The organism is Flavilitoribacter nigricans DSM 23189 = NBRC 102662 (assembly GCF_002646595.1).
GTDB lineage: Bacteria > Bacteroidota > Bacteroidia > Chitinophagales > Saprospiraceae > Flavilitoribacter > Flavilitoribacter nigricans.
In genome coordinates this window covers 54,907-76,937 of sequence record NZ_PDUD01000004.1, presented here as the reverse complement: position 1 = coordinate 76,937, position 22,031 = coordinate 54,907, and the positions used below count along the sequence as shown (strand labels likewise).

Genomic DNA, 22,031 nt, shown 5'->3' with positions numbered 1-22,031 from the left:
TCCCGATCATCGCAATTCCAGCACCAGCTGTTCACCGGCCCGCAACTGCTTTCCGGAAGGATAGGTCTCTATTTTGCGATCACGGACGCCAAATTGCCGGAGGGTGAGTTCGCCGTAGTCCACCGTCAATACGGCCACCCTCCCCACCAGATCGAAGGAACCCCAGGCGGTGCCGGTAGACCAGAAGGTGGAAAAGTTGCCGGCATTTATCCGGGGGCCGAAAGTGAGGCGCTGTTCCTGACCGTCGTAGTCTATTCCCGAAAGGGCCAGCAGCACCGACCAGCTGGCCATGGCCCGCGCGTAGTGTACTCCGGACTCATCGTGTTCAAACGGATTGCGCTTGAACCCGTCGTACCGGTCCTGTACCGCCCGGACGATATCCAGCCCTTCTTCCGTATACCCGGCATAGATGAGGGAGGCCGCTACCTGGAATTCCACCCCCGTCCAGATCTCATCCGAATACACAAAAGGCAAAGCGGGCCGATTGTCGTTTGGCCAGGTACACAGCACGACACCCGATTCGTCGTTCAGGCCGTAAACTCGTTGCACATTGGAGAACTCCCGCAAAGACGGGATAAAATTGTAACGGTAAATGGAATGCAGCGCGCTGTTTACCTTCACCGTATCCAGCAGGTAGCCCAGTCCGGATATAAACGCAAGATACTGTCCCAGCAATTGATCGGACAGGCAGCCGTCACCGTACTGGTATTTGGGGATCGACGCGCCGGAACCATTGTCGGGCTCATACTCCGTAGTCGCTGCGGGGTCATCGCCGATGGTCTGGATAAAATACTCCCCGTTCCACAGTTCCTTTTCCGTGGCCCGGATGCCTTTTTCGTACACTTCCCGGTAGGCGCTGGCACTCTTTTCGTCGCCCATCGCTGCGGCCATGGCGGCACCCGCTTTCAGCGCCGCCAGGTAGACGGAGGTCGTCATAGAACTGGGTCCGTAGAAATTGATATCGTAGGTATTGTGCTGACGGCCGGTCAGGATCCCATTTTGATCGGGATCCCAGGCCATTTGTTTTTCCTGGTGCCGGTGGCGATCTTCCGAAACCGTGCCCGGTCCGTACCAGGCAAATTCCAGCGCTTTTTTGACGCCGGGCCAGACACCGGCGAGCCAGTCATCGTCTCCACTCAGCTTCCATTCACGATAAGCCCGGACGACGGTACCCATCTGCCCGTCGGCCGCCGCCGGACCGTTGAAATAATAATCTCCAATAGGCAGTACGGAGCGGTGGGCCTGAAAACCATTGTCAAAAGTGTTGTGCAAAAATTCGATCTCCCGCATGTTTCTTTCCAGCGGGGGAAAGAGCGAGGCCAGCGTCTGCTCGTAGTTCCAGACGTGGGTACAGGTGCCCGGGCAGCACCAGCCACCGCTGTTCACCCCTTCGAAGCCGTGGACATTGCCCTTATCGCTCACCTGGATGAGATTGGTGCGCAGGGTCGCCGCCTGGGTACTCAGCGCTTCCTTCACACTTTCCGGATAGGTGGAGTGCTGGAGCCTTTCGGCGAATCGAGCCGTCATGGTGTACAGGTGATCCTCCTGCTGCAATAGCTTTGATAGAGCGTCCAGTTCGCTGCTGAAGTAATTGCTGTAGGCATTGCCAAATGTTTTCCCGGCCGCCTCTGCGATCCCGAAAGTTTCCGACAGCCGAAAAACCCGCTGGGGAAAATACCAGCTCAGATAAAAAGGGATGCGGGTGCGTTCGCCGGGAGCGAGATCAAACGGGACCAGCACACTGGCCATCCGGTGGGTGGATTCGTTGTAGGATGCCGGATCGGAATTGGTGGTCCAGTCCGAAAGTTGGGTTTCGATCCGCCCGTCTTTGCTGAAGTCATCCCAGAAAATATGGGCTTCGTCCCGCCAGGTACCCGGATACCAATGAGTTTGTATCTGCGGGTCCGCAGCCGTAGTACCGATAAACAGCTGCCCCTGATAATTGACGTTTTCCGGATCCTGATTGGCCATGCGTACGCCCTGCAGGGCTGCGTTTTGGTGGTATCGGTTAGTAATACTGTCCCCGAGAATGGGATTTTCCAGGTTGAAAACCACGGATCCCCGGACGCGCTCGTCCGTTGGATTTTCCAGATCCCAATAGAATGCAACCACCGGGTAGCTACTGGCCGCCACATCGAGCGGGACAAAGGGACTAAATGCCTCCATATTCACTTTCAGCGGTATGGCTTCGTCCCGGAATTGCCAGCGGTGCAGGGGAAAATCATTGATAAACTCCGCCTCCCGGAAGCGCGGCAATCCCGCAACGTATTTGTGCGTCGATTCTCCGTAGGGCGGAAAGATCTCCCGCTCCAGTAATTTGGCAACGGCCGGACCGTCACCCGATTGGCACCAGATCGCAAAACCCGTTTTTTCCAGTCGTCGCTGGCGATCCGGTCGATTGAAAACTTCGATATGGGCAATATTTCCCCGGCCGCCGATCAGAATATCCCCGGTACCGATCCCGCCGATCGGTACCCGCAGACTTTGCAACTGCTGGCCGCGATAGACCTTGGCCGGGTTTTGCGCCGGGCTTAGGCCCGGTAATAGTAGTAGACTTATGGAGAGTAGCCAGATAGCGATGAAGTGAGTTTCATCTATTTTCATGAGGCAGGCAAAAGGCTTGGTGTTGGGCATGGCGATCAGTTTTACGGGAGTTTGTCCTTTCGCTCAATATACGCAACAGCGGAGGTTTGCAGTGTCCTTTGGTGTCCTAGTCAGCTTTTACTGATCGCCCTGGCTGCGCCCTGCCCCCGTTAGCTGCTGGATGGTCAGTCCGTTGCCGACCGCCGCGCCGCTGGCCGTATTATCGAATATGCACCAGACGGGCGCCAGTTGCCGCCACTCCTCCAGCTGCCGGGCCAGTTCCTGCAGGTAGCCCTCATCATAACTCGAATAATACACCCGGGGGCTTCCGTGCAGCCGGTAGTAGACCAGCCCGTTCCACCCGCCCGGCTGATCGGCCTGCGGGGCACGGGCCGGGTCCGCTGCCACCCGGGCGATCCGGAATTCATCCCAGACGAGTTCCACTTCCGGCGCAAACCAACTGAGGTGCCGGGGTTCACAAACAATGGCCCCGTCGTGCTGCCGGCGAAATTCCCGGAAAAACTCCCGGACGGGCCCGCTGTCGAAAGCCAGATTGGGCGGTAGCTGGACCAGGATCGGGCCCAGCTTTTCGCCCAGCAACTCCACGCGCTCCAAAAAAGGAGCCAACAGACCGTGATCCTTCAATCGGGTATGATGGGTAATGCTGCGGGATAATTTCACAGAAAAACGAAAATCCGGAGGCACTGTTTCCGCCCAGCGAAGAAAGGTACGGGCCATGGGCAGGCGGTAAAAGGTGACATTGATCTCCACGGCGCGAAAGAGTTGGGCATAACGTTCCAGGTGACTGCCTTCCGCGGGAAACAGGGCAGCGTGCTCCCGGGCAATCGTCCAGCCGGCGGTGCCCAGGAATAACGGATCGTGGATTGAATCGCTCATACTTAACTGACCGATCCCGGAGCCAAGATGTTCGCCGGAGATTATTTTTCGACCAGATATTTCCAGTACCGGCGCGGTACGTGCTGAAGATGCAGCTTCATATTTTTGCGCTCGGGGATATTCGTACTGGTAAAGTATTTCTGCCACGCTTCCTGGTAGTCGGTTTCCCCCTCCTCCAGTATCGATGCGCTGATCTGTCGCAAATTTAGATGGTCTTTTTCGGCAAAAGTGATCGCCTCGGTCCGTTGCTGGTCGTAAAACATACCGTAGTGCCTCCGCGAATCGTAGATCAGCCAGGTCTGTGCCGGGTATCTTTTTTCGAAATGGTCAATAATGAGCGGCAACACATCAAAATCGGGCTCGATCACGGCGTAATAAATATCATCGCGGGTCTGCTGGAAACGAACAAAAGCGTGCATGCGGTGGATCTCCCGCCCCATTTTTTTATCGATCTGCTGGAGGCGCAGCACCGTATCATCGAGATAATTATCCGCCCAGTTGGTTTTGCTTTTCATGGACTGCCGTACAAAATCGTAGATCAGCATTTCCACATCCGGCTGCTCGGAAAGCAGGCAGCGGTACAACATCCGCTCCCCCTTTTTAGAGGTCTTTTTGACTACGCCGGCGCGTACCCGCTCCGCCCAGTCCGACCGGGTAGCTACCACCAGCGGTTCCTCAAACAGGCTGCCGCGCCAATCGGCTTCGGGCACGATACGTGTGGGCCGGGCTTTGATCCGATAGGATTCAAAGATGGCGGAGAGCAGACCCGGGTAGGTACCGTTATAGAGGATGGTCATGAATGCTGGGCGTTTTTAAAACAGGCTGAGTTGGGCGGCTTTCCGGTTTTTCGGATCGGCGTGCAGGATCTGGGAGCGAATAGTGTCCGGATCCCAGCCGAGATGCAGGAAATCCTTATCCGCACAGACCAGGAAATACCGGGCACGTTTTAGTACCACCCCGATCTTTTTCAGATGTTCAAAGCGGAGTTGACCGAAGCGACGGGCCTGGATGATCTTCTGCGCCGACTTCACGCCTACCCCCGGAATGCGGAGGATCATTTCGTAATCTGCTTTGTTGACGTCCACCGGAAACAAGGCAGGATGCCGCAGGGCGTAGGCCATTTTGGGGTCCATCTCCAGATCCAGTTCCGGAAAAGCTTCACTGACGATCTCATCCACTTTAAAGCCGTAGAACCGCAACAGCCAGTCGGCCTGGTACAGCCGGTTTTCCCGCACCAGCGGCGGGGCCTTCAGCACCGGCAGCCGGTTATCGGTCGGGATGGGAATGTATCCGGAATAATATACCCGTTTGAGGGATTGCTGCTGGTACAGCGAATCCGCCAGTTGCAGCACTTTGAGGTCATTCTCGGGAGTGGCGCCCACCACCAGCTGGGTACTTTGGCCGGCCGGAGCGAAAAGGGGCGCTTTTTTGATCTGCTTGCGTTCCTCCTTGTAGCCCTTGATCCGGGTCTTCAGGTAACCCATGGGTTCGAGGACATCCTTATAGTTTTTTTCGGGCGCTACTTTTTTCAGGCTCATCTCCGAAGGGATCTCGATGTTAACGCTCAGGCGGTCGGCGTAGAGGCCGGCCTCATCGAGCAGTTCTTCACTGGCCCCGGGAATGGCCTTGAGGTGGATGTAGCCGTTGAACTGATGCTCCAGCCGCAGTTTTTTAGCGATGCGGACCAGACGCTCCATGGTGTAATCGGCATTTTTGAAAATGCCCGAACTCAGGAAGAGCCCTTCGATATAATTGCGGCGGTAGAAATTGATCGTCAGATCGACCACCTCATCCACCGTGAAAGCAGCGCGTTTGATATCGTTGCTGCTGCGGCTGACGCAGTAAGCGCAATCGTAGATGCAAAAATTGGTCAGTAGAATTTTGAGTAGGGAAACGCATCGCCCGTCCTCGGTATAGGTATGGCAGATGCCCGACCCGGTGGAGTTGCCCAAACCGGTCCGGGTGTTTTTTCTTTTACTGCCGCTGGAGGAGCAGCTGACGTCGTATTTGGCCGCATCGGCCAGGATCTCTAGTTTTTCCTGCGTTTTCTGGTTCATTGGGTAAATTTAAATCTTTTATGTCATAAATCAATAATTTAAACTGTTTGTGTTTTGTTAATTTTCGGTGGCGTAACCGGACCGACAAAGCGCCCACCACCGGAACTTAAATACCTCCCATAGAGTTGATGCAGGCAAACACCCAATACCCAAATCAACACGTCAATTCCCAACTTCTAACAACATGACCTATCGAAACAACGGAGCCGTCGGCGCTCTCCTGGATGAGTACGAAAGAGCGATGCGCGAACTGATCGACGTAATCCATCCCTTATCTCCCGGGACCCTGCAAAAAGTGCGGGATCCCCACACCAGCCACGCTGATTGCCGCTCCATACAAACGGTACTGACCCACGTCGTTCGCGCCGGTTTGTGTTACGAGATCGAGATCCGGCGGATGCGGGGTGAGCAACTGGATTACGCCAACAGGCACCAGCTGGAAACTGCCGAAGCATACAGTGAAGCCCTGCTGGGAGTGATCCGGAGCGCCGAGCAACTGTTCGCCGATTATCCGGACCTGAAACTGGAAGAACACGACCGGGACAAAAAGATCAAAGTCGCCTGGGGGCAGGTCTACGATGTAGAACAAATGATGGAACACGCCATTGTGCACATCCTGCGGCACCGGCGGCAGATCGAACGCTGGCTGCTGGCGGATAGGGATTAAAAATATGGCCGCAGATGCTCCACTATTTTCAATTCTGCCCCACTTACGTATTTTAGCGACATGAGCGAGAAGATCGTTTTAAAATATAAAAGGGAAAGCAGCTGGAATGATCTGCTCCAAAAGATAGTGATCACGCTGATCGTCGTGTTTGTTTTCCTCACCATTATGATTCGGAGTGCTCCCGTCTTGGTCCTCCTCTTCATCAGTTTATTCCTGGGGCTGATGAACGCCATTCGATTTGATGGGAAACTGATCTTTTACCCCGCCGAACGGAGTGTGTCTCTTCTTTCCGGGCGGCAAACGATATTTGAGCAGCAACCCATCCGGCGTCTTGTCTTCAACTGGCAGTACATCGTCATGCAGGTCGGAAAGCAAAGTCATACCAATTATCTGCAGTTGCAGACCATTATGGAACTGGAAAACGGCGAACGTTTTGTACTACTCCACGATCTGTACCCCTGGCAGGATTATCCCGACGAATGGCCGGCCGGAATCCGGGACCCCGGTCAGCCGGTGCTTTATGTAGATCCCCAGATAAGAGCGCTACAACAAGTCTGGACGGAAAAGTAAAATTTAGCCCCAGCGGATCCGGCTCCTATCCAACCTTTCAGCAGTTCTCTGCATCTACCGGGTAGTCCCTCTTTACCCGAAAACTGAATTGCTGAACATGGAAATAGCCAGACTTACAAGGAAAAATTCCCTCCTCCATTATTATCTGCTGATCGGGATAACGCTGCTGCTGACGGCTCCGGTATCTGCCCAATCGGTTTTGCGGGAAGGCTTTAGTTCAGAGCAGCTAACTGCCTCTGCGGCCTGGACAGTGGATTCCTTTCTATTCAACGTCCAGGGGTATACCCACGAGATCAACACCAGTGAGCGGCTCCGGGAAGTCATTCGCCTGCTCGGCGACGATCATTCTCTGCTGGCGGAAATAATCGTGCTGATGAACGCCAATTACGATACGATTACCAGCCATTTTCTGCGACTGCGGGCCGATGCGATCTATCGGGATCTTGTTTATTTCAATGTGCCACCGTCCCAGTTCCAGGTGAAGGATAGCCTGGTCTCCCGCTTCGACGCAGTTTTCACCCCGGATGAAGCCTACCGCAAGATCATCGTCCGTTTTTCCCGTTCGGCCGCTTACCTGAATGAGATGCAGTTATTGGAGGAAGCAAGAGAAATGCCGGCAAATTATCTGGCGTATTTTCGGACCCTGGAAAGCCGGCAACTTGGTGCAAAAGATCCGCAGGAAGTTACAGAGCTGAAAGAAAGCTACCAGCTCCCCGAGCTTATTGATCAGTTTTATCGGGAATATTACCGGCCGCCTTCCGGTCAGCAATTCGAAGTCCTTCCGCTTACCTATCCCATCGAGATCGGGAATATTCATTACGATACGATACCGGGATGGTCCTGCGGAATAATGGACCGACAACCGGATGAACAGATTTCCTACTCTACGGTGGAGGTCTCCAATTACGTTTACCAATACCGGGCAGCGATCGAAACCGCCAAACGTCCGCTTTTTGCGGATCAGCACCAGCTCCGGGCCCTTGCGGACTATCTGGCTTATGATTTCAGCTATCAGATCTCCAGTGAGATCAATATTCCTTTCAATATCCGGCCCGTTAGTGAGACCCGTTCGCGGCTGGAAGCAATAAGTAAGGTAATCTCCCCCCGCTACGACTACCTGATCCGCGGGAATTGCAACAGTCATTATTTCTGGAATTTCCACTGGAATATTTCTGCCCCGTATACGATCCGGAAAATTGGTATCGACGAAGCGTCCCGGTCGGCCTACCTGAATTACGAGGATAGCCAGGGAGAGACCCAATACGCCGTTTACGACCTCGGCGAGGCCGGCTGGACCAATCGGCATGCCCCCTCCGCCTCCTTACCCGGGCACTATCTCTATTTAGTCGTGATCCTGAGCATTATTCTCCTGATCGGCGGCCAGTTTGTCCGTAATTAACCGGCGGTACCCACAAGCGCAGGACGGTGAACTTCGGCTAAACACCTAATTTCCAGTAAAAACAGGGAAAAAATGGAAAGATGGATCGCCCTTACGGGAATAATAGGTTTACTCACTTGTTTGGCCTGTACGTCTAAGGAAGCACCCGATTCGGCTCCGGTACCCGTCATTGACGGTGAATTCTGGCGGATCGGCGCTGCGCCCGATCTCGATAGCCTGAACGGACCGGACCCTGCTAAACAGCACGTCGTGGATCACGGCTTCGTCAAGGACCGGGACGGACACTGGCACCTCTGGGCCTGCATGCGCGGCACCGGGGTCAGCCGCTTACTGTACGCCTGGCAAGGCCAGTCCCTCTCCGACGGTAAACTCTGGGAGCAACGGGGAATAGCCGCCAGAGCCCAGACGGAATGGGGCGAACAAAAGGACGGGCGGAAGGAGACCATGCAGGCACCTTATTTTCTGGAGATCGACGGCACCTATTACTGCTTTTATAATTCAGCCGGGATCCGGATCATGACCTCGGAGGATGGAGCGAATTATACCCGTCCCCGTTTTAAAGACGACAACAATCTGCTTTACGAACAAGGCGGCCGGGATGTGATGGTTATGCGGGAAGGCGACACCTTTTTTGCCTATTCCACCATTTCCACCGTGGCCCGCGACGGCTGGCTGCGGGGCTTCGTCAACGTGCGCACCTCAAAGGACCTGAAGCGGTGGAGTGACTACACCATCGTCTCCGAAGGCGGCCGGGCGGGCAACGGCGCGGTCAGTGCCGAGAGCCCATTTGTGCAGCAATACGGTGATTACTATTTCCTGTTCCGCTCCTCATCCTCTACCGGCACTACCTTCGTTTACCGCTCGACGGATCCCTACAATTTCGGGGTCAACAATGATGATAAACTGATCGCCGAACTGCCCGTCTGGGCACCGGAACTAATTTTTGAGGACGGGCAGTGGTATATCAGCGATATTGCCGATTTTCAGGGCGTCAAACTAGCCAAACTTAAATGGGATGAATAAACTGCTCCTGGTTGCGCTGTTCATGGCCGGCGGATCTTCTCTGGCGGCAGCCGTGTTGCCTATCGGGCCGGATCAGACTTACGCCAACCTGGAAGCAGCCGCCCGGCGGGCCCAGCCCGGAGACACCTTATTGTTCCATCCCGGTCGTTATCCCGGCGAACAAAGCGTCATCGGACTGCAGGGGCGGGCCGGCGCCCGGATCTACATAATTGCCGCCGCTTCCGGATCGGTAGTCATTTCCGGCGGCCGTTTTGCCTGGCACCTGTCCGATCCGGCCTACCTCACCATTAGCGGTTTCACCTTCGAAGGGCAGACCCAGAACGGCCTGAATATCGACGACGGAGGAGACTATACCGATCCGGCGCACCACATTGAACTGGCGGACTGTAGGTTTCGGGACCTGAAAGGGCGGGGTAATAACGATCTGCTGAAGTTATCCGGGCTGGACCATTTTTCCATTGATCGCTGCCAGTTCACCAACGGGGCGGACGGGGGCAGCGGCATCGATCTGGTCGGCTGTCACGACGGTACCATAAGTGCGTCCCGCTTCGAAAATATGGGCAGCAATTCGATCCAGGTAAAAGGGGGATCAGCTCGCATCTCCATTGAAAGGAACCATTTCAGAAACGGTGGTCTGCGTACACTCAATCTGGGCGGCAGCACCGGCCTTCCCTATTTTCGTCCGTCAGACGCGACTTACGAAGCTGCGGATCTGCAGGTTTACGCCAACCTCATCGTCGGTTCCGATGCCGCGATCGCCTACGTGGGGGCCGTGCGGGTAAAGGTGATCAACAACACCATCATCCTGCCGTCCGCCTGGGTACTGCGCATCCTGCAGGAAACCGTGGATCCCGGGCGATTTGTGGCCTGCGGCGATAATGTCTTTGCGAATAATCTCATCTATTACGGGCCGCTGCGCACGGAAGTTAATACCGGGGCCCATACCCGTCCGGAGAGTTTCGACTTTTCGGATAATTACTGGTACCGGGTGGATGATCCCGGTCGCGAACCGCAACTCCCAGCAACATCACTCCGGCAGCAATGGGGAAAGGATCCACAATTTGCAGACCTGGAGGGAGCGAACTACCAGCTGAAAACCGCCAGCCCGGTCCGGCACTATATAAGCGGCACCACGGAGCCAAAGCTTGATTTTTTGGGGCGCCCTTACGGCAAAAAACGGGCGGCCGGGGCCTTTGCGGCTCCCTGATCGTATACTTTATTCAATTGCATGACGGACGGGCTGGGAAAAAAATTGCCGGCTGCCTGCTTTAAAGAGGCAACCGGCAACCGGTCAGGTAGACCTAAGCACGGTGTTTAGTTTTAGCCCTGAGGTTGTACGGGCGTAGCTCCGAAGTGGATGATCTTCCAGCTACCATTTTCCTTGATCGCGGTAATGCCGGCGTGTTGTACATCCATCATTTTTTTGCCTTCCATTTCAAAGGAGCCGCTGCCGGAAATGCGGGCGATAGCCAGATCCGGGCGGACAAACTGAACATCCTTTACTTCAACGGAGAACGTATAATTGGGTGGCATCATTTTTAAAGCCTGCTCGTGAAAGCTTACTACTTCCTGCCGGCTGTTCAACAGGTGCCCGCCGGGGGTAATGAATACCACATCATCCGCGAGGCTCGTCCCCATCAGTTCCGCATTTTTTTTGAGTAATCCATTAACCAGGGTCTGTACCAGTGTTTTGATCTCCGCTTCATCTGTGGACATTTCGGCCTGAGCCATAACAGCGTTACTAAAAGCTACTAATGCCAAAAAGAAAAACAGTTTAGTTTTCATAATCTCTTACGTATGGTTTAAATGAGTTGAATAGAATTAACAATGCAAGTTTACGGGCTTTCGGACGGGGAAAATTGTACAGATGTTTCATTGGGTCCGGGCCGGGTAATGAGCACGAAAAATAGCCGGCCGGTCTGTGGAACTAAGCCCCTGAGTTCCTGGTTGAAAATCAGAAAAGATGCTACTATCCGGAAATTTCACCCTGGAAACGCTCCGCCTGCGGCTCGGCATGCCCGCCCCGGAAGACCTGCCCTTTATTTTCTCCGCCAGTCGTTATCCGGGTTTTACGGATGGGATGCTCTGGTATCCGCCCGAGAACATGGAGGAATTGGAGGAGCCGCTCCAGCGTGCGATCTCAGCCTGGGAACGGGGAGAGGCTTACGCTTTTACCATCGCGGACAAACATACTTCCGACTTTTACGGGCGCATCTCCATCCGACCCACCTCCGAAGCCGGCGGGTGGAACATCGGTTTCTGGACCCATCCGGACCACCAGGGAAAAGGCATCATGAGCGAAGCGGTTGGGGCTGTTATCGAATTTGGGTTCACGCAACTACAGGCCCGTGAGATCGAAGCCTGCCACGCGATCTGGAACAAGGCCAGCGAACGGGTATTGCAAAAAAATGGAATGCGCCTGGTCCGCTACATAGAGAAAGGATTTAAAAAGCACGGCAAGTGGGTGGATGAAAATCTGCTCGCCATCAGCCGGGAAGAATGGGAGGGCCGCCAGGCTTGAAAGAGTAAATTACGGCGTAGGGGAAAATAGGTTCGCTACGCCGGATCTTTTCATTCTCTCCTTCGGATTTATCGAGAATCAAACTTAGGTGCTCAGTCATAGTTAAGCTGAGGTGCAGCACTCTATTCTATGCACCCAGCGGCCTCAACTACGGTAACCTGGCCAGGACGGTGCGCTGCACCTGAAAAATCTTCACTTCTCTTCCCTGAAGATCGTACGGTGCGCTGCACCTCTTTTGGGAACCATCTTATTTTTGAAAAATTTTGCCGACAATCATTTAGGAAAAGTTCTTTTGTCAACACTTTTCGGCGCTAGATCTCCAGGTCCAGCAAGGCCGAGGAGAGCGATTTTCCGTGCTTGTCCAGCGCCAGGGATCGCGTTACGCCGCCGCCCAAACCGTCGTGCAGAACGAAATTCAGGGCCGCAATATTCGGCAGCTCGTACCGCAATACTTCCCCTTTCACCACATCCGACAGAAAATTTTTGACCCGGGCGGCGGTCACCCGTTCCAGGAGTAAAGGGTAATCCTCTTCCCGGAAGGCGATCACCGAAATATTGGCAATATTCCCTTTGTCTCCGGTACGAGAATGGGCAATGGCTCTGAGTTTCATCTTAAACCGTTTTGTAAGTGACTTTCGGGTCCACCTCGGACGAATCGATTAAAATAGAATTTATGGCGATAATCTCCCCTACCGACTTGGTCGCTCCTCCCCCACCCGCCGGGCCGTTGGTGTAAAGCGATTCCACTTCGTTGCCGATCCGGACGGCTTCGGCGCGGTTTTCGGTGCGGCCGGCAACGCGAACCCGCACTTCAGCCGGTTCTCCAACAGATAGGGTATTGCCGTACAGGGAATTGACGCCCATGAGGTCGAAACGCAGTTCCTGAGCGCCGACGCCAGTAGCGTCCAGCCGCTGCCGCACGATATCCAGCGCCAGTTCTCCCCGCGCAACCGCCCCGGCACCGCCGTAGCTGATCTGTCCCTCTCCGATAAATCCATCCCGAAAACCCACCGATACTTTCAATAAACCGGTCCGAACTTTTCCGCTCCCGCCGGTCACCTCGACCCGATCCTTTCCCGTCTCGCGAAAGGTTACACCGCTAAGATCGGCCACCACATCCGGGGTGAGGTATTCAGTCGGGTCGTGTATTTCGTAAAGCAATTGTTCCTTACAGGTAGCCGGGGTGATCATGCCGCCGGTACCCGGCAATTTAGTAAGGATAAAGTCCCCGTCGGCCCGCACTTCAGCAATCGGGAAACCCAGCCTGGCCAGGTCCGGGACCTCTTTCACGCCCGGATCGGCGAAGTAACCACCGCTGACGTGGCCGGCACATTCGAGCAGGTGCCCCAGTACCGTACCTTTACCCAGCAAATGATAATCCTCCGGCGACCAGCCGAATTCATGGATCAGGGGCGCCAGGAAGAGCGCCGGATCGGCCACCCGGCCGGTCAGGATCACATCCGCTCCTGCCGCCAGCGCCGCCACGATAGGAGTTACCCCCAGGTAAGCATTAGCGGAGATGATTTGCGGCCGCAGGTCCTCCAGTCGTCCTCCGGTTTCGAGGATGGGGAAATCCCGTCTCTGGATCTGTTCCAGTACATCGTCACCGGTGATGGCGGCTATTTTTAACCCCTGTAATCCCAGTTCCCGGGCAATCGCCACGGTGCGTTCCATAGCCGCCACCGGATTGGCCGCCCCCATATTGGAGATGATCCGGACACCATTGCGGCGCGCCGGTGGCAGACAGGCCCGCATCCGTAGGTCCAGCAGCGGATCGTAACCGGCCTGCGGATCGCGCTGCCGACGCTGCTGCGCCAGGGCGATCGTTCGTTCGGCCAGACATTCAAAAGCGAGATAGTGCAGCTGGCCCCGCTCCGCCAGTTCCACGGCGGGTTCAATGCGGTCGCCGCTGTAACCGGCTCCGGAGCCGATGCGAATGATCTTATCTTGGGAGTCGTTCATTGTTCTTTGCTTATCAGTTGGTCCGGCCATCGTTGGTACCGGTTCTAAAGGGTACCGATCAGGACCGCCACCACCGTCATGACGATGGTAGTCAGGAAGGCATATTTAAAGGTGAATTTCTGGTGATCGGCCAGTTCTATATCGGTCAGTCCGATCAGTAAAAAAGTAGTAGCCGTGAGTGGACTGAGCGGGAAGCCGGTGGTCATCTGCCCCAAAATGGCGGCCTGCCCCATAGCGACGGGCGCCACGCCCAGTTCATTTCCCACTTCCGCTATGATGGGCAAAAATCCGAAATAGAAAGAGTCGGGATCAAAAACCAGACTCAGCGGCATACTGGCCACGGCCAGGATCACCGGAATGTACTGCCCGATACTCCGCGGGATCACCGCTACCGCTTCCTGGGCCATGGCGATGATCATTCCCGATTCCTTCATGATACCGGTAAAGACACCGGCAGCCAGCAGGATGCTTGCCATCAGCAGGGCCGCCTGCGCGTGGGCGTTAATGCGCTCCCGCTGGTCCTTCACCCGGGGATAATTGATCATCAGGGCCAGGGTAGCGCCCAGCATGAATACAATAGCCGGAGCGACATAGCCCGACACCAGCGCTCCGATGGTCAGCACCGTCAGGGCAATATTCCACCAGAACAATTTTGGTCGACGGATGAGTTTTTCGGCATCGGTAAGTTCGCGGACGTACACGGTACGCTCCACCTGTCCGGTCTGGATACCCAGCCGCCCGGCTTCGCGTTTGCCCAGTCGAAAGGCGACCAGCAACACAAACAGCAGGCCACAAAGCTGCGGGATCATAACCGGATTGTACAGGTCCGTCACACTGACATTCAGGGCAGTTGCCGCCCGCAGGGTTGGTCCGCCCCAGGGAACGATGTTCATGGTGCCGGCACCCAGCGCCACCACGCAGGCCAATACCCGGCGATCCATACCCATCCGGTCAAAAAGCGGCAACATGGCCGGGATGGTCACCAGAAAGGTCACTGCGCCCGAGCCATCCAGGTGAACGATCATGGCCAGCAGGGCAGCGCCCACGGTGATCCGGGCCGGATCATTGCCTACCGCTTTGAGGATGCGGTGAATGATTGGATCGAACATACCGGCGTCGGTAAGGACCCCGAAAAACAGGATGGCAAAAATGAACATCGCCGCTACAGGCGCAATGTTCCGGATACCGGCCAGCGCGAACTGGGCCGTTTCCAGGCCAAAGCCGGCGATAAGCGCCCCCACAATAGGCACCAGGATCAGGGCGCTGAGCGCCGTAGTCGTTTTACTTAGGATGAGGGCCAGCAAAACGACAATGATCAGAATTCCGGTCAGGAGTATCAAAAGCTAGCTGTTTTAGGATCGACAAACAAGTTCGCGGCAGCAATGCACAAACTGAAAACGGTGGTGCCTGCCGCTGCGCCCGGTGGCTTATGGTTTCAATGTGCCGAACGGAGACCGGCAAATCCATTTAAGAACGGCCCCTCCAATTCGCAAGTGTGCGTAGAGTCGCCGGGAGCAACCCCGGGTTGAGATCACCGGCCGGATAGAAAAAATTTAAACCACTTCAAAGGTTTTAATGGTAAGCTTACGGACTACCGTCTTGGACATTGAAGTGTTAAAGATAGAGAAGTTAATTGAATTGGTTGACGGTCGACGGTCGACGGTCGATGGTTGACGGTCGATGGTGGACGGTTGGATGTGTCGTCCTGTCAACTAGTGAAAGTGGTTATCTTAGTTATCGGCGGAGACGTCATCTTTTTATACAGTTCTTTATAGCTGACCTCCATTGTTACAATGCCGGTACAGGACAGTTGAGCCCACCAAAAGCAATATTTTCCGTTCAAAAAACTATGACCATTATGAATTTCAACTGTAAGATCCTTACGTTGCTCTTTATCGGCCTGCTGGGCCCGCTGCTGCTCTCCGCTCAGGAGCAGGGACCGGAAAGATGGGAAGCGACGATCCAGAAATTTGAAAAAGCAGATAAGGAAAATCCTCCGAAATCCGGATTGATCCTTTTTGTGGGTAGCTCTTCCATTGCCAAATGGCAGGATATGGGTGACTATTTCCCGGAGTATGAGGTGCTCAATCGTGGTTTTGGCGGTTCCCAGTTCTCCGATCTGATCTACTACGCCGACCGGGTAATCTATCCCTACAAGCCCAGTAAGGTGTTCATTTACGAGGGGGACAATGATGTGGGTGCCGGAGACAAACCGAAAGATATCCTGAAAGAAGCCAAAAAACTGCGGAAAATGATCGCCAGGAACCTGGGCAAAGAGGTGCCGGTGATCTTCATTTCACCCAAGCCGAGTGTGGCCCGCTGGAACCTGCAGGAAACTTACCTGGAAACGAACGCGCTGATCAAGAAATTTGCCGACAAAAAGGCCTACACCGAATACGCCGATGTGTGGTACCCGGCGCTGGATGAGGACGGCATGGTGTTCAAGCACATTTTTGTGCAGGACAACCTCCACATGAATGCGGACGGCTACAAGATCTGGCAGAAAGTGCTGGCTCCGTATGTAGCGCAGTAGCAAACTGCCATCGGCCGGAGCACAGTTTTACAACTCGTCTCCGGCCGGTTCAGCCAAAACCAGTCACGCCCGGTGAATTAATACCAACGAACTATGCATTGGAAGAAAGTACTCCCCACCGTTTTGCTACTCCTGTCGGGCTTACTGGTTTTGGCCCAAAAACCGCTGCCGGAGATCCGGAAAACAGGTGATAAACATACCTTTTACCTGGATGAAGAACCTTTTCTGATCCTGGGAGCCCAGCTCTGGAACAGCAGCGTCTGGCCGGAGATCACCGATCAGTTCTGGGAGCAGGCCAAAACGCTGGGCTGCAATACCATCGAAGCGCCGATCTACTGGCAAAATATCGAACCGGAACCCGGCCGCTTCAATTTCCGGGAACTGGATCACCTCATCCTGAGCGCACGCGAACAGAACCTGCGGCTGGTACTCCTTTGGTTTGGCAGCTACAAGAACGGCCGTTCTCAGTACGCGCCGCCCTGGGTGCTGGAAAATACCGAACGCTATCCCCGCATGCGGAATGCCGCCGGCGAGGAGATCTATGTGCTATCGGCAGTATCCGAAAACAACCGGGAGGCGGATCAATCGGCCTTTGTAGCGGTGATGAAACACCTCAAAGAAATTGACGAGGCCCACCAGACCGTGATCATGATGCAGGTAGAAAATGAGCCCGGCTCGATGTGGACCAACCGCGATTACAGCCCGGCCGCCAACCAACTGTACGAAGCTCCGGTGCCGGTGGATATCCTCCGGAAACTGAATAAATCCCGGGGCAATTGGGAACAGGTTTTCGGAGTAGACGGCCCCGAAGCTTTTAACGCCTACCATATTGCCCGCTACATTGACCGCATTGCCGAGGCGGGTCGGGAGGTGTACAACCTACCCATGTACGCCAACGTATGGATCCGGGAAAATGCTTTTCAGCGGCCCGGCGAGTATCCCAGCGGCGGCCCCACCTCCAACATGATCGACCTATGGAAAGCAGCCGCACCGCATCTGGACCTCCTTGCGCTCGATGTTTACCACGGCAATCCCAATATTTTCAATCAGCTCTGCGATAATTACGACCGGCCCGACAATGCGCTTTTCGTGCCGGAAATGGGGAATGGACACAACTTCGCCCGTTTTCAATTCTACGCCATCGGGAATTACAACGCCATCGGCGTAGCGCCCTACGGCATCGATCCCTTCCACGTAGACCCGCACGATCAGCGCAATAAAGACCAACTGGACGGGCGTTTTGACGGAATTGCCCGCAACTATCACCTGCTTTCCGGAGCCATTCAGCCGATCACGCAGCTCCAGGGCACGGGCAATTTACGGGCAGTGGGCGAAGAAGAAGGCATGTCCGAGCAACTGGTCCGGCTGAACGGATACGACGTGCTGTTCCGCTACGGGTTCCCGACCTATAAGGACCGCTCCCAACGAACCGGGCGGGCCTTGATCGGCCAGACAGGTCCGGATGAATTCCTGCTTATTGGGTTTGACGCCAAGTTCCAGTTCCGGCCTACCTACGGATCGGGTTACAATGCTGCCGAATACGTCCTGGTGGAACAGGGCCACTACGAAGGCGGCCGCTGGGTACGGGAAAGGATCTGGAATGGCGATGCTCTCTACCACGCGACCCTACCCCACGAAGGCGCGATCCTGAAGATCAAATTGCGACGGGTGGAAACACCGGACGGCGCCCGGATCCGGGCTAATTTTGATAAGAACTGATATGAAGCCTGACTAAAGGGCTAAGCAAGATATTCCGGGCTGATCTCCCCGATCATCATGAATCCGCAGATCCGGAATCCGGCCTTCTGCAAACAGGATCGGGACGCTTCGTTCCGGATATTACAGCGCGCAGCCGGGCGATATCCGGCCCGGTAGCATTCCTTTTTCACTTCCTGCAGGAGATAGCTGCTCAGTCCCTGGTTGCGAAACTCCGGATGCGTTTCCATATAAAGATCGGCGAAAGGAGGATTGTAATGGGTGAGATAACCGCCCGTGGCTACAATTAGTCCGTCCTTTTCCAGCACATAGTCTCCTGCATCTTTCGGCTTCAACCCAAAAACATCGTCCTCCGGATTACGCCGGCGAAAAACTACGCCCGAAAGCTGGTGGTCCGTTGGCTGGTGATCGGCAAATAATATCGTATCCGAAAAGACCGGGTTGCAAAAGCGGTAGAGCAGGGCCGTAAGCTGGGGCTCGTTCGTCTGGGATTCCACGTAGCTCACGGCGGTAAACCGGATCATTTCCGTAAAGATCCCCCCATTCCAACGGCGAAACTCCGGGAGCAGGTACCATTCAAAAATAGCATCGCGATCCGCCAGTTCCTCCCGGCCCTTCACCGCCGCGTACCCGATCATCTGCGCCCCCTGCAAGATGGCGTAAGGTGTGGACCAGTTGCGTACATGACAGGCATCGTAGCGGATCTGTACGGGATGCTCCTGCAGGTACAGCGCACGCAGCGGAAGGATGTCCGTCAGCGTGACTTTCCGGAGTGAGATATCGGGAGGAGGCATGTTTTTAAATTGAGCATTAAACGGCAACGCAGGGCATTCAGACCGGCTTCGGGATCGTAAAGAAGAAACTGCTGCCCTCCTTCGGGCTGGAATCCACCCAGATACTACCGCCGTGTAGTTCGATGATCTTCTGGCAATGGGACAGTCCGATACCCGTTCCGGGATATTCACTGTGCGGATGTAAACGCTGGAAGATCGCAAAGATCCGGTGCTGGTGCTTCGGAGAGATGCCGATACCGTTATCCGATATACAAAACTCCCAGGCATCGGTATTCTCCCGGGCGGTGATCGCAATCTCCGGTTTCAAATCTTTTTTGTGGAATTTGATGGCATTGGAAAGCAGGTTTTGGAAAAGAACCCGCAGTTCCGTTTCGTAACCGAACAAATGGGGTAAAGGATCAAACCGAATGGAAGCTCCCGTCTCTGTGATCTGACCGCCCAGATCGATCATGGAATCCCGCACCAGTTTATTTGTATCCACTTCGCTTCTCTGTTCGTACAGTCCGATCCGGGAATAATCCAGCAACGCCCGGATCAGGTTGTTCATCCGGTTAATGGACTGGGTGATCAGGTCGAGGTACTCCACTGATTTCTCATCCAGATCGTACTGCACGCGTTTACGCAGCAGACTGACAAAGCCCTTTACCGTATGCAGCGGTTCCTGTAGATCGTGGGAGACGGCGTAGGCAAACTGTTCCAGTTCCTTATTTTTCAATTCCAGCTGACGCGCCCGGATCTTTTGATTTTCCGCATCCTTTTCCTTGGTAATGTCCCAGTTGGTGCCGATCATTCGCAGCGCCTGACCGTTTTCATCGCGTTGGACGCTGGCCGCAGCCTTGATATAGCGAACGGATTTATCCGGCCAGACAATCCGGAATTCCACATCGAAGGGTTTGATCCCCTTCAGGGCCAGGATGATCGCCCGCTTACTGATCTGGGCATCTTCGGGATGCAGGCTATTGCGCCAGGCGGAGGAATTTCCGGTAAACTGATCTTCGGAAATACCGTAAAGTTCGAACATGGTCTCATCCCAGATGAGTACATCCGTATCAACATCCCATTCCCAGATTCCTACCCGGGCGGCTTTGGTGGAGATCTCAAAGCGGTTGTTGAGTTCCCGGAGTTCGAGCTGGGTCAGGTCGAGCTGCCGTTCCGCAATTTTCCTTTCGGTAACGTCTATGAGGGCGACAATGACCATATTCCCACCCCCAATGTCCAGTTTGGCCGCGCTGGCCAGCACATGGATCGTATCACCGGACTTATGGATGAGTTCCGTTGGAAAGTTTTTGATAAAGCCTACCTCTGTCATGAGTCGGTTGGCATAATTGCGGAGCTCCGGATCTCCCGACCATAATAATTTATCATAGGCATTCTTGCCGACCAATTCTTCCGGAGCGTACCCCAGTAGTTTACAAAGACTGTCGTTCACCTCGATCCGGCTTCCGGTGCTCATATCCACGATCTCCATCGCCGTGGGGTGACTAAAAAATGCCTTGGAGAATTTTTCTTCGCTATCCAGCAGTTTCCGTTCGGCCTGTTTCCGGTCGGTAATATCCCGGTTCACGGCGATGTAACCGTTGGAATTACCGCTTTTATCCTTCATGACGGCAACGGAAGCCAGCACGTGAAAATCCCGTCCGTCCTTCCCCCGCTGGATCACTTCGCCCCGCCAGATCCCCTTCGTCTGGAATTCTTCCAATACCGAATCGCCGTCCTTTTCCAGATAATCGGTCCAGATCTGAAAAATAGATTCACCCATCATTTCCTCAGCGGTCCATCCGTACAGTTTTTCGGCGGCGCGGTTCCAGGATTTGATGATGAAATTTTCGTCCGTAGAGATCACGGCGTCCGAAATATTTTCCAACAAAGCGGCCTGGTAGGAGATCTGCGCATCGACCCGTTTTTGGGCGGTGATGTCCCTTGCGGTGCCGATGGCGCGTTTGATCCTGCCGTCTTCGTGTCGAAAAAAAGAACCGTTGATAAGAATATAGCGGACTTCTCCTTTACGGATGATCCGGTAAGCACGTTCGAAAGTGGTCAATTCGGCATCCGGCCGGATAACGAAATCCAGGCGGTTCTTAATCCAGGCGTTATCTTCCGGATGGAGAATACTGAAAAGGTAGTTGAGCTTATCGACTTTCGTATCCCGACTCAGTCCGTGCAATTCGTACATCTGATCGTCCCAATGCAGTTGCTCCTCTTCAAAATTCCAGTCGAATGATCCCAGGCCGGTTACTTTCAGGGCAAGTTTCAGGCGTTCTTCACTGTCGGCCAGCGCCTGCTCCATCCGGCGTTTCTGGGTTTTGTCAATGATCGTTGCACTGAGCAACTGACGATCGTAGGGTGGAAAGCGCACCAGCCAGACTTCACAGAAGATCTCCTCACCCTCCTGGCTTTTGTGTACCCAGGGAAAAATAGAACTGCCCCCGTCCAGCGCTTTCCGGATCGAGTCCGGAGCGTACATCTTCAGGTCAGGGCTCAACTCAGCCGGACCCTGTGTCCGGAGGCGGGCTCCGGGCATTTTAAAGAACAGTTCAGCTTTGTGATTGAAATCAATGAATTTTCCACTTTCTACGTCCAGGATCAACATAGGCTGCGGAGCATGATCGATCAAAACGCGGTACCGTTCCTGTTGTAGCACATTAACAGGTTCTTCTTGCATCTATCTATTGGGCAGTTAAAAGTGAGTAAAACCGCATACACGATTTTACTGATTTTTGGATAGTATTGTTTCAGTGGTGAGTGTGCTAATCAGATCAGAATGATACAATTATACGTTCATTTTTGAAATTATCCATCTTTCCGACTAATTAATTGCAATTGCGCGGCGACTTGCGCAGAGGGCCTGTATTCTCCCGGAGGTAGCGGCATTTTTGTTCCTTTTCCGATTGCAAAGAAAAATTGGGTTGGGGCTCAACCGGCCCGGGAAGTAGCATAAAAAAAACCGGGCATCAGCAGCTTACTCCACTTTTTGGAGCCCTCCACCAATAACCCGGCAACTGGTAAACTGTCAATTTAAACGAAAACTCTAGGTATGATTTATGTCTTTATCCGGGGTTCAGTAATCCTGCTAATTGGGTTTATGGGCTTAAAAGATTGATGGACTGATGCCGGCCAGGAACTTGCCGGCAGACATCAGACCATACAATCAGGAATCATAAAATAACCGTTTGTTTATAGTACTAGCTTCCATGAGGTTTTTGAGGAAAACGACTATTCAATATTTAATGGAACTTTAGATACCGAACCGGCTGCTTTGAGCCGGATCCGATATCTAAAGCCGGTTATTTAATTAATTCAAGATTCGAT

The 22,031-nt window shown here is 54.2% G+C and carries 18 protein-coding genes; 8 read left to right on the top strand and 10 right to left on the bottom strand.

The genetic code is table 11. The features are described from left to right. Positions 1–6 precede the first annotated feature (6 nt). The 4 genes from CRP01_RS03785 to CRP01_RS03770 form a co-directional block, all read right to left on the bottom strand. Positions 7–2,634 carry a GH116 family glycosyl-hydrolase gene (locus tag CRP01_RS03785; protein WP_099148672.1) on the bottom strand — a complete coding sequence of 876 codons (2,628 nt, stop codon included), beginning with the start codon at positions 2,632–2,634 and terminating at the stop codon, positions 7–9. A gap of 87 nt (positions 2,635–2,721) precedes the next feature. Next, positions 2,722–3,480, bottom strand: coding sequence for a DUF72 domain-containing protein (locus CRP01_RS03780; protein ID WP_099148671.1), 759 nt, complete (start codon positions 3,478–3,480; stop codon positions 2,722–2,724). Positions 3,481–3,521: 41 nt separating this feature from the next. Further along, on the bottom strand, positions 3,522–4,277 hold the full coding sequence (locus tag CRP01_RS03775) for a TIGR03915 family putative DNA repair protein (RefSeq protein WP_099148670.1): 756 nt from the start codon (positions 4,275–4,277) through the stop codon (positions 3,522–3,524). Positions 4,278–4,292: 15 nt separating this feature from the next. Beyond that, a complete protein-coding gene (locus tag CRP01_RS03770; RefSeq protein WP_099148669.1) occupies positions 4,293–5,537 on the bottom strand; it encodes a putative DNA modification/repair radical SAM protein in 1,245 nt (414 codons plus the stop codon). Positions 5,538–5,721: 184 nt separating this feature from the next. Here CRP01_RS03770 and CRP01_RS03765 point away from each other — a divergent pair, with 184 nt between their 5' ends. The 5 genes from CRP01_RS03765 (at position 5,722) to CRP01_RS03745 (ending at position 10,403) form a co-directional block, all read left to right on the top strand. Further along, positions 5,722–6,204: a DinB family protein gene (locus CRP01_RS03765; protein WP_099148668.1), complete on the top strand. Its 483-nt coding sequence runs from the start codon at positions 5,722–5,724 to the stop codon at positions 6,202–6,204. A gap of 60 nt (positions 6,205–6,264) precedes the next feature. Further along, positions 6,265–6,774, top strand: a complete 510-nt coding sequence (locus CRP01_RS03760; protein WP_099148667.1) for a hypothetical protein — start codon at positions 6,265–6,267, stop codon at positions 6,772–6,774. Positions 6,775–6,871: 97 nt separating this feature from the next. Continuing rightward, complete coding sequence (locus tag CRP01_RS03755; protein ID WP_099148666.1) at positions 6,872–8,173, top strand: hypothetical protein; 1,302 nt, start codon at positions 6,872–6,874, stop codon at positions 8,171–8,173. A gap of 72 nt (positions 8,174–8,245) precedes the next feature. Then, the gene (locus CRP01_RS03750; protein ID WP_099148665.1) at positions 8,246–9,196 is read left to right on the top strand and encodes a glycoside hydrolase family protein; all 951 of its coding nucleotides are present in this window, start codon (positions 8,246–8,248) and stop codon (positions 9,194–9,196) included. Continuing rightward, on the top strand, positions 9,189–10,403 hold the full coding sequence (locus tag CRP01_RS03745; RefSeq protein WP_099148664.1) for a right-handed parallel beta-helix repeat-containing protein: 1,215 nt from the start codon (positions 9,189–9,191) through the stop codon (positions 10,401–10,403). The genes CRP01_RS03750 and CRP01_RS03745 overlap by 8 nt, the downstream gene beginning before the upstream one ends. Before the next feature lie 113 nt (positions 10,404–10,516). Here the strand turns inward: CRP01_RS03745 and CRP01_RS03740 are convergent, their stop codons facing one another. Next, a complete protein-coding gene (locus CRP01_RS03740; protein WP_099148663.1) occupies positions 10,517–10,981 on the bottom strand; it encodes an SgcJ/EcaC family oxidoreductase in 465 nt (154 codons plus the stop codon). Positions 10,982–11,159: 178 nt separating this feature from the next. Between CRP01_RS03740 and CRP01_RS03735 the strand changes: the two genes are divergently transcribed. Next, a complete protein-coding gene (locus CRP01_RS03735; RefSeq protein WP_099148662.1) occupies positions 11,160–11,717 on the top strand; it encodes a GNAT family N-acetyltransferase in 558 nt (185 codons plus the stop codon). Positions 11,718–12,028: 311 nt separating this feature from the next. Here the strand turns inward: CRP01_RS03735 and CRP01_RS03730 are convergent, their stop codons facing one another. From CRP01_RS03730 to CRP01_RS03720, 3 genes are read right to left on the bottom strand one after another with little or no spacing between them, the layout of a single operon-like run. Continuing rightward, positions 12,029–12,328, bottom strand: coding sequence for an AtuA-related protein (locus CRP01_RS03730; protein ID WP_099148661.1), 300 nt, complete (start codon positions 12,326–12,328; stop codon positions 12,029–12,031). A gap of 1 nt (position 12,329) precedes the next feature. After that, the gene (locus CRP01_RS03725; RefSeq protein ID WP_099148660.1) at positions 12,330–13,679 is read right to left on the bottom strand and encodes an acyclic terpene utilization AtuA family protein; all 1,350 of its coding nucleotides are present in this window, start codon (positions 13,677–13,679) and stop codon (positions 12,330–12,332) included. Between the two features lie 44 nt (positions 13,680–13,723). Further along, on the bottom strand, positions 13,724–15,019 hold the full coding sequence (locus CRP01_RS03720; RefSeq protein WP_099148659.1) for a CitMHS family transporter: 1,296 nt from the start codon (positions 15,017–15,019) through the stop codon (positions 13,724–13,726). Between the two features lie 518 nt (positions 15,020–15,537). Here CRP01_RS03720 and CRP01_RS03715 point away from each other — a divergent pair. Together CRP01_RS03715 and CRP01_RS03710 are read left to right on the top strand one after the other, a co-directional pair. Beyond that, on the top strand, positions 15,538–16,212 hold the full coding sequence (locus tag CRP01_RS03715) for a GDSL-type esterase/lipase family protein (RefSeq protein WP_170110205.1): 675 nt from the start codon (positions 15,538–15,540) through the stop codon (positions 16,210–16,212). A 93-nt stretch (positions 16,213–16,305) separates the two neighbouring features. After that, positions 16,306–17,931: a DUF5597 domain-containing protein gene (locus tag CRP01_RS03710; protein WP_099148657.1), complete on the top strand. Its 1,626-nt coding sequence runs from the start codon at positions 16,306–16,308 to the stop codon at positions 17,929–17,931. 20 nt (positions 17,932–17,951) lie between these two features. Here CRP01_RS03710 and CRP01_RS03705 read toward each other — a convergent pair whose 3' ends face one another. Continuing rightward, positions 17,952–18,722: a GNAT family N-acetyltransferase gene (locus tag CRP01_RS03705; RefSeq protein ID WP_099148656.1), complete on the bottom strand. Its 771-nt coding sequence runs from the start codon at positions 18,720–18,722 to the stop codon at positions 17,952–17,954. Positions 18,723–18,759: 37 nt separating this feature from the next. Next, positions 18,760–21,384: a PAS domain S-box protein gene (locus CRP01_RS03700; RefSeq protein ID WP_099148655.1), complete on the bottom strand. Its 2,625-nt coding sequence runs from the start codon at positions 21,382–21,384 to the stop codon at positions 18,760–18,762. Positions 21,385–22,031 lie beyond the last annotated feature (647 nt).